Raw genomic sequence first — 16,570 nt, 5'->3', positions numbered from 1 at the left:
TGTTAAAAACTTCTTTTTTATCATAAATGTGTACTATGTCCATATAGTATTAATAAGCCTGAAGAAAGGGGTCGTTCTCATGCGTATACCAGCATTGCCGAAAAAAAAGTCTCCTCCTAGGGAAGCACCTCGCTCATGGTGGAAAGTTGTTAAAGCGTACTTATCAAAAGGAAAGTTTTACAGACTACCACCGCGACATAAATAATTTTGTAGTTTTATTTATCTAATATGATTGAGCAAGGCTATCCAACGTTAAAATAGCATTTTAGGGGGCTATATCCTACTGTGCTATTTTTTTAGCTTATATGAAGAATTTTAATTATCTAATAAAAATGTTTTTTTTGATGGACCGATTAAATAAAGCTCATGCATTGCACGAGTTAGTGCAACATAAAGTAGCTTTCTATCAATTTTAGTATTAAAGAAAGGGGTATCAAATGCAGCAACAATGACAGCATCAAATTCCAGTCCTTTTGCTAAATGGCTTGGTACTACAAGTAATACTTGCTGATTTATAGACTCATCCTCAGTGAGAAGTTGACAAGGGATAGCATCGTTCATCAAAGCCTGTTGCATTGATTTGGCTTCAGCTGTAGTTTTACAAATTAAAGCAATCGACTGATGCCGGTTTGCTCTAATACGATCAAAAACTTCTTTAATTTGCTGCGTATTAAAAGAAGCTGCCTGTATAAAAGTTGGCGCATCCCCATGACGGACTACAGGCTCGACTAAAGGTAGCTGCTCATCCATTTGCATTAAAATTTGGTTAGCGACCTCCATAATTTCAATGGTTGTTCGGTAACTTTTTTGAAGTGTTCTGAAGCTGGCACGAGGGAATAAATTTTGCACAGGCTCCCAAGCTGTTAATGAGCGGTAGCTATGAATTCCTTGTGCTAAATCACCTACCATTGTAAACATATCGGTTTCTAACCCTGCTTTTAGAGCGGCTAGCTGGAATAGACTGTAGTCCTGTACTTCATCGATAAAGACAACGCGCATTTTCCACTCATCTGCAATCCCTTTTAGTCGTGCCTGTAAATAATAGAGAGCAGCTAAATCTTCTAGCATCCATTGCTCTTTAGCATGTGATTGTAAAAACTGCTGTTGCTCTAAATAATGCCATTCTGGTGCGACTTCTGCTAATAACTCAGCATTTGTTAAAAGTGTACGATAGAGCGTTTTTACATTATATTTTGCAAAGCGGCGCATATAGACAGATACAGTCGATTTTGCTTCTTTTTCAATTGCTGGCATACGTTCATCACGTTCATCTATAAATTTAGTGACAATGTTTTTACGCTTCTCTGCATCACGAATACCATTAAGTGCCTTGCCAAGTGCTTCATCGTACTTTGCATGTAACATATTTAAAACAGCTTGTTTCTTTTGCCGAACATGGCTGGCTAGCACCTTTTTAATGTGTGCGAGTCGTTTTTCAATTGGCATATAAGAAAATTCATATAAAAACAACTTTTTTAAATGTGAGGCACGCATTATACGATATTTTTCAATAAATACATCTTCGAATTGTTCAGCGATTTGCAGTTCGATTTTTTGTAAATAGCGTTCTATCATATCGCGATAATAGAGGGAACCCTTAACTTCAGAAATCCACGCAGTAGGCTGATCAGCGCCACCTATTACTAATGATTCCAGCTGTTCGTTAGGATTACGAAGCTTTAGTTTTAATTTAGTTGCTGCAAGGACATAATCTGAAAACGTAGTTTGGCATATTTTATCAACACCAAGCTCTGGTAGGACATCGCCGATATAATCGATAAATAGCTTATTTGGTGCTAAAATCATGAGCTGCTCAGGATTAAAATGTTCGCCCATTGTATATAAGAAGTACGAGATACGGTGCAAAGCAATTGTTGTTTTTCCACTACCAGCGGCACCTTGAACGATAATTGGCTGACGAAGATGTGCGCGGATAATATCATTTTGTTCTTTTTGTATGGTGGAGACGATTTCTGTTAGGCGTACATCTGCTTTTCCTGCTAATGCCTCTTGGAGTAATTCATCATTTGTCGTTAAGTCAATATCCCGAATATCGAGTAATTCTCCATCTTCGATTTTATATTGTCGCTTGGCAAACAAATGTCCTTTATGAATTTCTCCACGTACATCATATTCCATATCTCCCAGACGCCCATCATAGTAAACGTTTGCCACAGGTGAACGCCAGTCTACAATAATTGGTTCATGCGTATCGCGGTGAAACAAGGATGTTTTTCCGATATACAAAAATTCCTCAGGATCACCAGTCTTTTGGAAATGAATTCGAGCAAAATATGGCTTTTTTTGTACGGCTTCTAAGCCTTCTTTTTGATTTCGAGCCATTTCAAAGAAGCGGGCGTTTGTTAAAATATTCAAATAACTTAAACTAGAATCTAAATAATCAAGATCTGCCATGGACTTCCGAATATTTTCTTGCGCAGATTGTAAATCACGCTGAGATTCATTTAAGATTTGTTGCATATAATTTTGGGTGTATGCTAGCCTCTCCAGCTCAGCCTGAAAATCCGGGTGTTTTACAGTCATTTTTAGCACCTCCTAAGTACTTACAAATTCAAGTAGATTCTCATACTACTATACAAAATTTTACCTATCAAGTGTAAATATCGTAATTCACTTATTGTTATACTATTAAGTAAAGATTAGAAGGAGGTTTTGCATTTGGATCTATTTGCACATAGAGGTGTATCTGCACACTATCCTGAAAATACAAAAGCTGCTTTTTATGCGGCTTCCAAGCTACCAATTGCGGGTATTGAGTTGGACGTTCATGTCACTGCGGACGGGGAGGTAGTAGTCATCCATGATGAAACGATTGACCGTACATCAAACGGTTCAGGCTATGTGAAAGACTTAACGCTTCAACAGCTTCGTTCATATGATTATGGTTCGTGGTTTGCAGAAGAATATAAAGGTGAGATTATTCCAACATTAAGTGAAGTATTAGAGCTTTTCGTTGCTACACATCACCGTATCAATATCGAGCTAAAAACAGATATCTTTCCTTATGAGGGAATTGAGGCGCTTGTGTTAAAGGAAATAGCGAAGCACCAAATAACTGAGCGAGTAATTATTTCTTCCTTTAATCATGAATCGCTTCAAACTGTATCTCAGATGGCGCCATACATTGAAACTGCGGCTTTATTTGCTGAAATTTTAGTTGATTTTACAACATATACGGCAAAAATCCCTGCAAATGCTATCCACGTCAGTTTACCAACAGCATTTAGGAGATCGATAGGTGTAGCACTTGAACAAGGGGCGACGATACGTGTATACACAGTTAATGACCTAGAGTATGCGAAACAATTGCAACAGCTTGGTATACAAGCTGTTTTTACAGATGACCCAGAAGCAATACTAGCAGGCTTAACAAAGTAAAGAGGCTAATAAGCAAAAAAATTCGCGATACTTTTTGAAAAGAGGGCGAATTTTTTTGCAGCACATATGAACTTAATAAGTATTTTAGGCACTTACCATTTTGCTTGATGTTCCTCGATACAACCAAGCATTTGCTTAATAACGAGTGTCTCACCATTATCTAATAGAACAGTACCGTCATAATAGCCAAACATCTGGTGGACTTCCGATTTGACGAGTTTTGCATTTGTTGCGGCAATACGTTCAAAAAATGGGGAAAACGTTAGAGAGACTTGATTTGTGAATTTCGTCTTCACTTTCCAGCGTTGCATATAGTCCTCACGATCATAATCGAATAGTAAGTCCTCATGTATTTTTGTCATTTTTCCATCAACAAAAACCGCATTTTCAGTCATTCCAGTACCATCAGTCCATTTACCACCTAAGTTGAGTCCAATGCGTCTGCCACGAACTCGCTGAGATGCCATTCCCCAATTCCATGTGGCTTCTCGAGGCCAAACACCCCGCCCGTAATCAAGTACAGCAAAACTTTCCTCGGGAGTAAATGTAAAGTGACGATTACCGATAGTCACATCTCCTGATGTAGGGAGTATATGATGCTTCCCTGTAAATTGGAATGTTCTACGATTCCATGGAATGACGACATTCAACGATTCGTCCGCAGGTGGATGCTGAATAATTAAATTCGCACTTAGGGCATCGCCATCAAATGTAGGGATTGAAACAGATAAATGTGTTTCGTTTTGAATATAAGTCATATCAATCGACATTTCACTATTACTGAAAGATACGGATTCAAGCACGTGTGTCGGCATTTTAAGCTTGCCACCAAGTGGAACTGTTATTGTCTTTTCAAAATAGCGCTGAGTTTCATATTCAAGGAAATATACGAAGCAGACTGCTGCGTAATCGAGATGACTAATAGTTGCGGAGAATAAAATCTCATCACCATAGACACACCAATAATTCCATTTCTTTTTACGCATAATATGACCACTTAAATTGCTATTTATGAGAGGTTTTCGTGCAAATCCAATAGCAGCTGGATTTAAATTACCTTTTTTATCGCATAAATGAGTAGGCTGTAAGATTTCTTTCTCAGCATGCTGCTTCACATTCAACATCCCTTCTGTTCATAAAATAAAAAAATGCCAATTTGTTTAATCTTATTGTAGCAAAAACTATCTTGAAATTGGAAAAGATAGCGCCTGATATAACCGTTTTCAGCAATAATACGATGAAGGACCTAATTAATAGAACGAATGATGTGGTCATATGATGGTCATAAGGAGGGGAAGCGTGGCCAAAATGTATAACAGACAGGCAGCTGTTCAATATGCGAATTTATGGTGGAATAGACGCAATCCAGCATTTCCAAACTTTGATGTCGATTGTACGAATTTTATTTCGCAATGTTTACTTGCTGGAGGGGCACCGATGAGAGGTGCGCCAAATAGAGAACGGGGTTGGTGGATTCAGCAAGGCAACTGGAGTTTTAGCTGGTCTGTCGCACATTCTCTTAGATGGTATTTAGAAGGCTCAAAAACTGGTTTGAAGGCTACACGTGTGCAATCTGCAGAAGAGTTAGAGCTTGGGGACATCATATTTTACGATTTTCAAGGAGACGGCAGAATCGATCATTCTGTTATTGTCACGAGTATACAAAATGGAGTTCCTTATGTGAATGCACATACTTCCGATAGTATTAACAGGCCATATCTTTATCAGGATTCTACGGCGTATACCCCTAATATGACCTATTACTTCTACCATATAGATGATAGTTTTGCTTAGAGAGTTGGCGGTTTTAAAGCTCATCATTTTGTGATAATGTTGGAGATAGAACTAATGACGAATAATCAATATTCTAATATAAATAGAAGGAGATAATAAAAAATGAGTGAACAATTATTATCAGTAAGAGAAGCAATTATAAACCGCCGTTCTATAAAGAAATTTAATGGGAAGCCGGTAAATCGTGAAGAATTATTGAGCATTATTGATGATGCTATATGGGCACCAAACCACGGTAATCGTGAGCCTTGGCGTTTAGTTATAGCTTGTGATAATGAGTTAGTGGCAGTTCAACATTTATTGCGTGATATAGCTATCCCAAAATGGCAAGATCTTTCTAGTGAAGATTTAGCTAAGCAAACGACGAAATTTACACTACCAGGTGGCTTTGCTTTTGTCATTGTGCCAGAGGATGCGCGCCAAAAAGAGCGTTTAGAAGATTATGCTGCAGCGAGTATTTTCATTCAAAATATCCAGCTGTTAGCTTGGGAGAAAGGCATCGGCACTTGCTGGAAAACACCAGGCTTTTTAGACAATCCGAAATTCCGTGAGGCATTGAAAGTACAGCCAGGTGAACGTGTAATTGCAATGCTACAAGTCGGATATTTTGATGAAGTTCCAAAAGGGAAAGAACGAAAAAAATCAGCAGAATTTGTAACAAATTTCGGTGAATAGACGATTGAAAAACCCCCCTGCCAAACTGAAATAACCGTGTCTAACTTTTAGGGGTCACTTCAAAACTGGTGAGGGGGTTTCTATTGTGTTCAAATGCATTGTGAGTAATTCTAAGAAAAACCGTCGTGCTTCGTGGAAAACGAAAGTGGTTGGTGCATAATTGCATAATCTTACAGGAATTTAGAGGAGGGCACTAGTTGTTGGAAGCGTAGGTGGCGACTCCTGCGGGAACGCATGCAGCGTAAGCCACAACAAACCGTGCGTTAGCGAGGGTTGTGGCTTACGTGTGTGCCCGCGAAAAGCAACCGCCGGAGCGGACAACAACGGCATAGCTAAATAGTGATAGATTGTCTGAAATCAGCAATTCTTTCTTTTGCAGGAATAATAAATTGCAGCGTGTACTAGTTGTTGGAAGCGTAGGTGGCGACTCCTGCGGGAACGCACGCAGCGTAAGACACAACAAACCGCGCGTTAGCGAGGGTTGTGGCTTACGGTGTGCCCGCGGAAAGCGTCCGCCGTAGCGAACAACAACGGTCGCAGTAAAAAAAGTGTTAGATTGATTGCATTCAATCTAACACTTTTTCTCTTTTGTAATAGCAATTGTCTTGTTTATTTTTGTAACGCAGCAACCTCGTATAAGTAGTCGCCTAAAACGCGTAGGCCTTTATCAAAGTTCTCTAAATGGAAGTGTTCGTTTGGTGCATGGAAGTTTTCACTCGATAATCCGAAGCCCATTAGAACAACAGGTAAATCTAAAATTTCATCAAATGCAGCAACGATTGGAATCGAACCACCGCCACGTGTGTAAGCAGTTGGGACATTATAAACTTTTTCATATGAACGACCAGCCGCTTGAATAAATGGATGATCAAATGGTGTTAAGAATGGACGTCCTTTATCGAATTCTGAAATCGTTACGTCTACACCAACAGGCTTATGTTTTTCAATATGTGCTTTTAATAATGCAACGATTTCTTCTGGATCTTGATTTGGTACTAGTCGGCATGTAATTTTTGCACCGGCTTCAGCAGGAAGTACAGTTTTAATGCCTTCGCCAGAGAAGCCACCAAACACACCGTTTACTTCTAGTGTTGGACGAGCCCAAGTGCGTTCTAAATAAGAATAGCCAGCTTCACCGAATAATTCTGATACGCCAACTTCCTCTTTTACAGAGTCTTCGTCAAAGCCTAGCGCACGGTAAGCTTCACGTTCTTCTTCTGTTAATGGTAATACTTTGTCGTAGAAACCTTCTACTTGAATTGTGCCGTGTTCATCGCGGAAGGAAGCTAAAATTTCAGCTAATGCATGGATAGCATTTTGCACGCCTCCACCGTAAAGACCAGAATGTAAATCGCCTTTTGCTCCACGAACATCAATTTGTACGCCTGTAAGACCGCGTAAGCCATAGCATACTGCAGGTTTACCAGGACCATAAAGACCTGTATCTGAAATTAAAATTAAATCTGCAGCTAATTTTTCTTTATGCTCTTCGACATAAGCAGGAAGGTGTGGACTTCCGATTTCTTCTTCACCTTCATAGATGAATTTGACGTTCACTGGTAAAGTACCTGTTGTAGCAAATAGTGCTTCAATCATTTTTAAGTGCATAAACACTTGGCCTTTATCATCACTTGCGCCGCGTGCAAATAATTTGTTATCACGAATCGTAGGATTGAACGGCTCTGTTTCCCATAAATGTAATGGATCAACAGGCTGTACATCGTAGTGGCCGTAAAATAGAATCGTTGGTTTGCCTTCTGCATGTAACCAGTCAGCATAAACAACAGGGTGACCAGCAGTTTGCGTAATTGAGATGTTTTCCAAGTTTAGTTTCTTGAAGGCATCGGCTAGCCACTCGGCAGCGTGTTGAATATCTTCCTTATGTTCTGATAACGAACTAATACTTGGAATACGTAAAAATTCATTTAGTTCGTTTAAGTGTGCCTCGCGATGTTCTGTAAAGTAAGCATTTAATGTCTCTACTTGCGTCATATTAGCATCCCTCTTTCAATATTTCGATAATAGAAATAGTATAGCATAATGTGGTTGGGGAATCCTGTTATTGCAAAGGTTTTTCCAGTATTTATTAATGCTTTGCTCCACTAGCCCTTGCTAAAGATTATGCCTTAAACATCCATAGTCTTCTTTTGAGTATTGCCTAACCTCTCTGGTCGATAACTTTCACATAAGTCCATCATTTCTATAAAAAAAGATCTGATTTCGTTGTTTTCTCGAAATCAGATCTTTTTATAATAATTAATGAGCAGTATAACCGCCATCGACTAGAAGTGTAGTGCCATTAACAAAGCTTGCGTCATCACTTGCTAAGAATAAAACGGCTTTTGCGATTTCTTCTGGTTTACCAAGACGACCTTGTGGATGAAGGGATGCTAAGTATTCTTTCTTTTGAGCATCTACTTCAGCTAATAGAGGTGTTTCGATATAGCCAGGACATACCGCATTTACGCGAATGCCTTGTTTAGCATAAGCAGTACATAGGTTTTGTGTTAATAATTTTACGCCACCTTTTGCAGATGAGTAGGCTGTAGGATTCGGTAAGGAAACAAAACTATGAATGGAACCAGCGTTGACAATAACGCCACCTGTACCTTGAGCAAGAAACTGTTCAATTGCATATTTATCAGAAAGAAATACACCTGATAAATTAATATCAATTGTTCTTTTCCATTTTTCGTAAGATAACTCATGTGCTGGTGCATCGTCAGCTACGCCCGCATTAGCATACATAATATCAAGTTTACCGTATTTATTTACAGTTTCATTAATCATGTTTTTAATGTTTTCTTCGATAGTGACATCTGTTTTCACGAAGAGTGTATCAAAACCACTATTATTTAATTCATCTGAGATACTTTGTCCACGCTCAGAGAAATCAGCAATGACTACTTTTGCACCCTCTTGTGCAAAAAGACGAACGGTTGCTTCACCAATACCGCTAGCACCGCCTGTTACGATTGCTACTTTATCTTGTAGTTTCATATAAATGACCACCTTTATTTTTATTTTGCTGTTGCTCCGCCATCAATGACGAATTCTGCACCTGTTGAGAAGGAAGACTCATCAGAAGCTAAAAATAATACTGTTTGCGCTACTTCTTTAACAGAGCCTAAACGTCCTAATGGGAAAATGCTTTTTCCTAATTCATCTTTAGAGCTTCCAGTTGTTGCAGACGCATAGTCTGCCATTCCAGTGTCAATGTAGCCTGGATGGATAGAGTTTACACGTACGCCATATGGAGCATATTCCATTGCCGCATCTTTTGTCATAATGCGAACAGCTCCTTTACTAGCTCCGTATAATACGTGCCCAGCAGCACCTGTTAAGCCAGCGATAGAAGAAGCATTAATAACAGAGCCTTTATGTTGTTTAGCCATAAGTGGCATAATATGTTTCATGCCTAGGAAGACACCTGTCACATTGATGGACATTAAGCGATTCCAATCAGATAGTTCGATTTCTGCAAGTGGTTTAATGATATAGATACCTGCATTATTGAAAAGAATATCTACTTTGTTAAATGTTTTAATTGTTTCATCTGCAACTTTTTTCCAGTCTTCTTCATTGCTAACATCATGGCGTACAAATAATGCTTCACCGCCAATAGCTTGAATATCACGTACTGTGTCGTTACCAGATTGTTCGTTTATATCTGTAATAACTATTTTTGCTCCTTCTTTGGCAAACAATAGTGCAGTTTCTTTCCCGATTCCTGTTCCTCCACCTGTAATAATGGCTACTGCATTTTCAAGTCTCATTTCATGCATGCCCCTTTCATTATTTCTGGTTATATAATTACCTAACGATCCAAAAGTATTCGCATTGTTTAGCGATACCTTTATTTTACTATCGTCAATTTGAAATACTATCCTATAAGATGCTGTATAATATAGTGAGTGAATATCCTCCATTTATAGGGGTATTTTAGTGTGAAGGAGAAGAATTTCCTATGACGCATCCATTTCAGCCAATTGAAGAAGTAACACTTCAAGAGTTTGTGTTATTTATTAAAGTTCATCATAAACAAATTAAAGAGAATATGAATATTTACCTCAATCTAGAACCTGCTATAGGCGAAACAGAACGAAATAGAGTAGCGTTGCTATTAGATTCATTTTTACGTTTACTGACACATACAAACATTGATGAATTAAATGGTGATGAGTATTTTTTTAATACGTGGCTACAATCACAATTATCCATTATTGATAGGAAGAGCTTTAATTTATTCCAATTAATATTTGAAAAGTCATTGATTACGTTTATGATTCAACAAAAGAGTAGTCGAACGAATGCTGTCTTAATGTATGTATTATCATTATTTATGTCTCTAGTACAGCTTTACTATGACTGTGAGGGAGAAGGCAAAGATAGTAATAGGCCTACTGAAAATGAGGGATTGAGACATTTACAGTTATTAGATAAGCTCGATAAATTGCTTATCAGTTCCTCAGGCTATCAAGATTTAGCCTATATTTTAAAAAAATGTGAAGAATATTTTAGCTACAAGAGATGTGTATTTTACGCATATGTCCCATGGTCCAATCAATTTTATGGAGTTATTGGTGCAGAGCTTCCTAAGGTGCAAAGCATGAAAGGGGAGCTAACAGGAGAAAACACTATACTTAGTTCAAGAAAACCAATTTATTTAAAAAGCCCAAAAAATTACGTGAAGGAGGAGCATATCCAATTATTTGGTTTATCCTCAATTATTTTTATTCCTATTGTTGGAGGGGATCAGTTATTCGGCTGGCTAACATTTGATCAGCTAGGCGAGGAATTCGATTGTACAAAGGAAGAATTAACGCTTCTTGAGGAAGTAGGAAAGCGTTTAGGCTTATTTTTATCACGCAAGAGTGAGAAGGTAGAGAAAAATACAGAACTTCATTTAACGGAAAGGGAGTCGATGATACTCGGCTTACTTGCTGAAGGATATGATAATAAAAAAATTGCCAGTTTATTATTTTTAAGCGAGCATACGGTCAGGGATTATGTAAGTAGCCTCATGACAAAGCTCAAAGCAAAAAATCGAACACAGGTCGTAGCCTCATCTTTTCGTTTAGGGCTGTTAAGTTAACAATAAATGCGCTTCTGCTAGGAGTGCATTTTTTTGTTTTTTTCATATCAATTAATGCCTAATAAATTTTCTGATAATAAATATTATTAAAAATATAGAGATAAAAATAGAGGAATATGGTTTTAAAGTGGTCTTTTGTTGGGAAAGTGATATAGTAGTAAAACAATTTTTACGAATATTACAAGTGAAAGCAATTAAGCTTACACGATTGTAATGAAATTGAAAGCCAATACGATAGAGTGTAATACATTATTTTGCGAGAATGTGTATAGAAGCAAGAACAAGAAGCGGAGGAATACACAATGAATGAAAAATTAGAAGGCGTATATGAGGAATATAACCGTTATATATACCATTTATGTTTGAAACTAACTCGCAATAATGTAGAAGCAGAAGATTTAATGCAAGAAGTTTGGGTAAAAGTCGTACGCTATGAAGATAGCGTTGCCGAAGTTGAACATATTAAAGCTTGGCTAACAACAATTACAATGAATACATTTAGAGATCGCTATCGAAAAAAAGTACGACGCAGTAAGTATATGATGAACCAACCTGAAACATTAGACGTACCGATTTTAGATTTGGTTCCCAATAATGACATTTCTACAGAAGAAAAAATTGAAAAAGAGATTGTGACGAAGCTAGTACAGGACAAAATGGGTCAATTAGATACAATTTATCGTAAAACATTATGGTATTTCTACATAGACCAATATTCACTTGCTGAAATCTCTACTATTATGAAAGTATCAATCGGTACGGTGAAATCTCGTTTATTCCGTGCGAAAGCGCGTTTAAAAGAAATGCTAATGGCCGATGTGTCAATCGTCGAGGCTGTGCTGCCAGCGTAATCAATATATTGGTCGCACAACCATAACTACTTAGACGGAAGTATTCGTTCGGCCAATCCAAAAAAGGATGCACTGCAAACAAAAATTTGCGATGCATCCTTTTTCGTGTTTCCACACAAAACAAAGATGAAAATTTAATCTTGCCGATTTGTATCAACAGATAGTAAGCATTTGGCGAAAATATCACGCAACGTTTGCACCTCTTCAGCTGAGAGCATGCCAAACATATTATTAATAATTTCACTTACTTGTTGACGGGATTCTTCAAGTATTTCTTCACCCTCGGTAGTAATAACTAATTGTGAGGCTCTACGATCAGTAGCATGCTGCGTCTTTTCAATAAAACCAGCATTAATCAGTTTGGTCGTTAATACCGTGACACCACCAGTTGTTACCTTTAAGCGTTCTGCTATTGCAGAAGGGCGCTTTGGTCCCTCCTGCGATAAGTAGTCTAAAATTAAAATATGGGATTTTGAAAAGCCGAGTGCATTATGATTATTCCACTCGTTTGCCCATTTACGCTCGATAGAAAAGACAACTTCAAACAAAGAGGTAATGGCTTGTTGTTTTTCTTGATCCATATAAGGTCATCTCCAAAACTGTTTTAACTTTCTTGTGCCAATCTTGTCATCGCATTTAATTCGTAAGCACGTACTTTACGTGGAATAAAACGACGAATGTCCATCTCATTGTACCCAACTTGGATACGTTTTTCATCTATAAGGATAGGACTACGTAACATTCTAGGATGCGCTTGAATAATTGCGTACAACTCTTGAATAGAAAGCTGATCAATATCAATATTTAGATTTTTAAAGTCATTTGAGTTTGTTGCAATAATTTCATCAGTACCATCTTCTGTCATGCTTAAAATTTCTTTAAATTCAGCAAGTGTAAGAGGATGTGATGTAATGCGTTTTTCTTTATATTCGATGTTGTGATCTTTTAACCATTTTAGTGCTTTTCTGGATGAAGAACAGCTCGCTTGTGAGTAGATAGTAACTGTCATTCTTCATTCCCCGCTTTCTTTGTTGGATTATATTTTATGAATAGCTTATTAGTAAGTAAAATAGGTTATACATATATCTTACTAGTAAGCTATATATAAATCAATAGTTAATTAAAAAACTTTTAAGAGAACATAATATTTTTAATCTATACTAAATATACGCTGGAAAGTGCGAAAAGTTTCATTAAATAAGCTTACAATGATGTAAGTTTAGAAGATTTTAAAAATAGAGAATATTGAATGCGTGCCAGTCACCCAAACAATTCTGAATTTTCATGGGTATGCCAGTAGAGTAGACTCCCGCAGAAAGCGGTGAGGATTTTTACAATATAGAAGGTGCGAGGCTTTGCCAAAGAGTGACCACCTATGAGCGAGTCAAAAAGTTGTCGTATATAGCAATATCAGAAGGATATATTAATTTCAAAGGAAAAATCCACCTAGCATCCTGCGGGTCAGCACAAAAAGGAAGACGCAACAGCGGTAGTTGCACCTCACCTTGTGCCCGCGAAAAGCGAAGTAGATTTTTACTCTTTAGAATGACACATTATTAGTATTTAGCTTTGTTGACCAGAAGTGAACCAGTCTTGCACATCCCATACTTTTGTTGCTAAGCCTTCATAGAAATCAGGTTCATGGCTAACGAGTACAATTGTGCCTTTAAATTCTTTCATAGCACGTTTTAACTCTTCTTTGGCATCGACGTCCAAGTGGTTTGTCGGCTCATCAAATAGTAACCAGTTAGCTTCTTCCATCATTAGTTTACATAATCGAACTTTAGCCTGCTCACCACCAGATAAAGAATTAAGTGGGCGAGTAATATGATCTGTTTTTAGACCAGCACGTGCTAATGCAGCGCGTACTTGTGCTTGCTCCATAGAAGGGAAGGCATTCCACACATCATCAATTGGAGTGATTTTATCTGCCTTTACTTCTTGTTCGAAATAAGAAGGAGCTAAATAATCACCACGAATTACCGTACCACCTAGCGGATTAATTTTACCAAGCATCGTTTTTAGTAAAGTAGATTTACCAACACCATTCATGCCGACTAAGGCAATTTTTTCACCGCGTTCGATCATAAATGAAAGAGGTGGTAGTAGTGGTTTGTCTTTATCGTAACCGATGACTAAATTCTCTGCTTCCACAACGTAACGGCTTGGTGTACGTGCTTCTTTAAAACCAAATTCAGGTTTCACTGCTGTTTCTGGACGGTCGATACGCTCTAAACGATCAAGCTGCTTCGCGCGAGATTTTGCACGACCAGTTGTAGAGTAACGCGCTTTATTTTTCGCTATAAAGTCTTCTTGTTTTTTTATGAACTCTTGTTGCTTTTCATAAGCATCAATATGTTGACGTTTATTGATTTCAGCAAGCTCTAAAAACTTTTCGTACGTAGCTGTATAGCGAGTTAGCTTTGAAAACTCCAATTGGAAAATAACATCAACTGTCTCATTCATAAATTCCGTATCGTGGGAAATTAATAAGAATGCATGTGGATAATTTTTTAAATAGTTTTTCAACCAATTAATATGCTCTTCATCGAGATAGTTCGTTGGCTCATCGAGTAATAATACTTTTGGCTTCTCTAATAATAGCTTTGCCAGTAAAACTTTCGTACGCTGACCACCAGAAAGGGCAGCTACATCGCGTTCAAGACCAATAGCATCTAGACCTAGACCTCGTGCAACCTCCTCGATTTTCATATCGAGAGTGTAGAAATCTCCAGCATCAAGAGCATCCTGAACCTCTGCCATTTGTTCTAATAAAACTTCTAATTCTTCAGGTGTTGCTTCAGCCATTTTACCTGTAATTTCGTTTAGCTCTTCTTCTTTCTTATATAGTGGGAGGAAGGCATCACGTAATGCATCGCGCATAGAACGTCCTGCTGTTAGCGCAGTATGCTGGTCTAAATAGCCATAATGTGTTCCAGGTAGCCATTCAACTTTTCCTGCATCGTGAATTGTTTGTCCTGTAATGATTCCCATAAGAGTAGACTTACCAACACCGTTTGCGCCGACAAGGCCAATATGATCGCCTTCTACTAAACGGAAAGAAACATCTTTAAAAAGTGTACGGTCACCGAAAGAATGACCTAAATTTTCAACTGTTAATATTGCCATATATGTTGTTCCTCCAAAATAATTCGATTAGGTCTGTATAAATAGATGAATCACAATGCTACTGCTACAACATAACAGTTGGCACGATGTGAATTCATTATAGCTCTGCTAGTTGTTTATTTAATTCTGCTAGCTTTGCTTCCATGTTAGCAAGGCGTTGCTCAGCATTTGCGACTTGGTCGTTATGGCCTGTAGATTCAAGTTTTTCGATGTCACCTTGTAAATTTATATAATCCATTTTTAATTCTTTGATTTGATATTCAATATCGCTTTTTGATGGCATGATACTTGGCTCCTTTATTAGTGTATTTTTTATTACGAAAGCGTGTAAAAGCGATGGAGGTTTTGTCATCCCCCACCGCTCAATTGTTAAAATTAATCGGGTACTGATGCGTTGAGATTCCTCAAATATTCTAGCCTACTTTGTAATAGATACATTCAACTAGAAGCAGGGGAATTACGAAAGTGAAAAATTCTAATATATTGTATCATATTCACCTTAAAAGAATCACTAAGTTGAAGCGATATTATGTCGATCATAAGCGAAATCAAGTAATAAAGATTCAAGCGTTTTGTTATTGCTAGCGACATTCAGCTGGCGCTGTTTTTTCACAGCACGTTCACTGCGCGCCTCATGCAATAAAAACTCCATAACAGCATTTTGTATTTGTGATTGTTTCATCTTACGCCCGAGGCCAAGATGTATAAAGCCATTATGCTCACGAGGGAATGCGTGTAATAGCTCATTTTCTGTCTGTGCGAGCGTAATACATGGCACGCCATAGGAAGCAATCTTATATGGTGTGTAATTAGCATTGCAAATTATGACATCAGCTTTGGGTAATAATTTAAGGAGTGCGTCTTTATCACGCAAAATGGCAGTATTCCGACGACTTAAAACCATCATTTGCAAGTCATCAGTAGCATGTCTATAGCTTTCATCAATCATTACTGTAATTTGTAGTGGGATTTGTAGCTGGGTTAGGTGTCGAAGAGTACGATATGTTAAGTTATGCTCGTCCCCATCCTCGAAAGCAACAACAATATGAGGAGGATTTTCTGGTGTTTTAAGATCAGGTAATTGTTCTGCATGCTGATAAGCTTCAGGTAATGCAAAGACGAAACTGCCACCAATATAATGGGAAGGCATATAATCTTTAACTTCTTGATAGAGTGCTAGTAATACACAGTCACAGGCTTGGCCACCATCACCAAAATCATCAAAATGAATAATCGTTTTGCAAAATGGCCGTAAATTCTCCACTTGCCAGCTTTCTGAGTTACGACCATCCCTAACAATTAAATCAGGTTGTATCGCTTTTATTTGCTTAGGTAATTCGTCGAAGTGATCGAATAGTATTGGTGAAAGATTGTGATTCATTAAAATTTGAATCCCATCATTTGAAGGGGTTTTTACGAATATGAAAACTTCCTCTTGTCCAAGCAACTTAGCTAATGTTGCAACTCGTTCAAAAGGATACAGCCCTTTATCAATACAGCTTTCAATTATGAAAACAATCGATTTTTTCGGTTTAATTGTTTGTGTTTCGTTTTGCAAATGTATCCCATCCTTTCATCTGTCTATTTAAATTATGGTGAAAATTGGGCAAGTATGTGTAAAAATTAA

At 37.7% G+C, this 16,570-nt stretch carries 15 protein-coding genes; 5 read left to right on the top strand and 10 right to left on the bottom strand.

Translation table 11 applies throughout. The features are described from left to right. Positions 1–315: 315 nt before the first annotated feature. Positions 316–2,544, bottom strand: coding sequence for an RNA polymerase recycling motor HelD (gene helD, locus ACIQXW_RS13680; RefSeq protein ID WP_402762988.1), 2,229 nt, complete (start codon positions 2,542–2,544; stop codon positions 316–318). 135 nt (positions 2,545–2,679) lie between these two features. Here helD and ACIQXW_RS13675 point away from each other — a divergent pair, with 135 nt between their 5' ends. Further along, on the top strand, positions 2,680–3,399 hold the full coding sequence (locus tag ACIQXW_RS13675; protein WP_402762985.1) for a glycerophosphodiester phosphodiesterase: 720 nt from the start codon (positions 2,680–2,682) through the stop codon (positions 3,397–3,399). 92 nt (positions 3,400–3,491) lie between these two features. Here the strand turns inward: ACIQXW_RS13675 and ACIQXW_RS13670 are convergent, their stop codons facing one another. Then, on the bottom strand, positions 3,492–4,514 hold the full coding sequence (locus ACIQXW_RS13670; protein WP_340826375.1) for a DUF2804 domain-containing protein: 1,023 nt from the start codon (positions 4,512–4,514) through the stop codon (positions 3,492–3,494). Between the two features lie 184 nt (positions 4,515–4,698). Here ACIQXW_RS13670 and ACIQXW_RS13665 point away from each other — a divergent pair, with 184 nt between their 5' ends. Beyond that, a complete protein-coding gene (locus tag ACIQXW_RS13665; protein WP_401019391.1) occupies positions 4,699–5,193 on the top strand; it encodes an amidase domain-containing protein in 495 nt (164 codons plus the stop codon). Positions 5,194–5,295: 102 nt separating this feature from the next. Further along, positions 5,296–5,868 (top strand): nitroreductase family protein, encoded by a 573-nt coding sequence (locus ACIQXW_RS13660; protein ID WP_340821125.1) that lies wholly within the window; start codon positions 5,296–5,298, stop codon positions 5,866–5,868. Positions 5,869–6,477: 609 nt separating this feature from the next. Here the strand turns inward: ACIQXW_RS13660 and ACIQXW_RS13655 are convergent. The 3 genes from ACIQXW_RS13655 to ACIQXW_RS13645 form a co-directional block, all read right to left on the bottom strand. Beyond that, positions 6,478–7,860: a dipeptidase gene (locus tag ACIQXW_RS13655; RefSeq protein WP_340821124.1), complete on the bottom strand. Its 1,383-nt coding sequence runs from the start codon at positions 7,858–7,860 to the stop codon at positions 6,478–6,480. 264 nt (positions 7,861–8,124) lie between these two features. After that, on the bottom strand, positions 8,125–8,868 hold the full coding sequence (locus ACIQXW_RS13650) for an SDR family NAD(P)-dependent oxidoreductase (protein WP_401019386.1): 744 nt from the start codon (positions 8,866–8,868) through the stop codon (positions 8,125–8,127). Between the two features lie 20 nt (positions 8,869–8,888). Further along, positions 8,889–9,644: an SDR family NAD(P)-dependent oxidoreductase gene (locus ACIQXW_RS13645; protein ID WP_402762979.1), complete on the bottom strand. Its 756-nt coding sequence runs from the start codon at positions 9,642–9,644 to the stop codon at positions 8,889–8,891. Positions 9,645–9,835: 191 nt separating this feature from the next. On the opposite strand from ACIQXW_RS13645, the gene ACIQXW_RS13640 reads away from it, so the two are divergent. Beyond that, positions 9,836–10,963 carry a LuxR C-terminal-related transcriptional regulator gene (locus ACIQXW_RS13640; protein WP_401019382.1) on the top strand — a complete coding sequence of 376 codons (1,128 nt, stop codon included), beginning with the start codon at positions 9,836–9,838 and terminating at the stop codon, positions 10,961–10,963. 302 nt (positions 10,964–11,265) lie between these two features. After that, entirely contained in the window at positions 11,266–11,814 is a 549-nt protein-coding gene (locus ACIQXW_RS13635) for an RNA polymerase sigma factor (RefSeq protein WP_340821120.1), read from the top strand. A 134-nt stretch (positions 11,815–11,948) separates the two neighbouring features. On the opposite strand, the gene ACIQXW_RS13630 is transcribed toward ACIQXW_RS13635, so the two are convergent. The 5 genes from ACIQXW_RS13630 to ACIQXW_RS13610 form a co-directional block, all read right to left on the bottom strand. Then, entirely contained in the window at positions 11,949–12,395 is a 447-nt protein-coding gene (locus tag ACIQXW_RS13630; protein WP_340821119.1) for a MarR family winged helix-turn-helix transcriptional regulator, read from the bottom strand. A gap of 23 nt (positions 12,396–12,418) precedes the next feature. Beyond that, positions 12,419–12,823, bottom strand: a complete 405-nt coding sequence (spx, locus tag ACIQXW_RS13625; protein ID WP_036117523.1) for a transcriptional regulator Spx — start codon at positions 12,821–12,823, stop codon at positions 12,419–12,421. Positions 12,824–13,377: 554 nt separating this feature from the next. After that, on the bottom strand, positions 13,378–14,943 hold the full coding sequence (locus tag ACIQXW_RS13620; RefSeq protein ID WP_402762974.1) for an ABC-F family ATP-binding cassette domain-containing protein: 1,566 nt from the start codon (positions 14,941–14,943) through the stop codon (positions 13,378–13,380). Positions 14,944–15,040: 97 nt separating this feature from the next. Continuing rightward, the gene (locus ACIQXW_RS13615) at positions 15,041–15,226 is read right to left on the bottom strand and encodes an SE1832 family protein (protein ID WP_402762971.1); all 186 of its coding nucleotides are present in this window, start codon (positions 15,224–15,226) and stop codon (positions 15,041–15,043) included. A gap of 228 nt (positions 15,227–15,454) precedes the next feature. After that, complete coding sequence (locus ACIQXW_RS13610) at positions 15,455–16,501, bottom strand: PseG/SpsG family protein (RefSeq protein WP_340821115.1); 1,047 nt, start codon at positions 16,499–16,501, stop codon at positions 15,455–15,457. Positions 16,502–16,570: the final 69 nt, after the last annotated feature.

Origin of the sequence: Lysinibacillus sp. NPDC097162 (assembly GCF_044762185.1) — a bacterium.
Lineage (GTDB): Bacteria > Bacillota > Bacilli > Bacillales_A > Planococcaceae > Lysinibacillus.
This window is presented reverse-complemented; position numbering and strand designations above follow the sequence as displayed.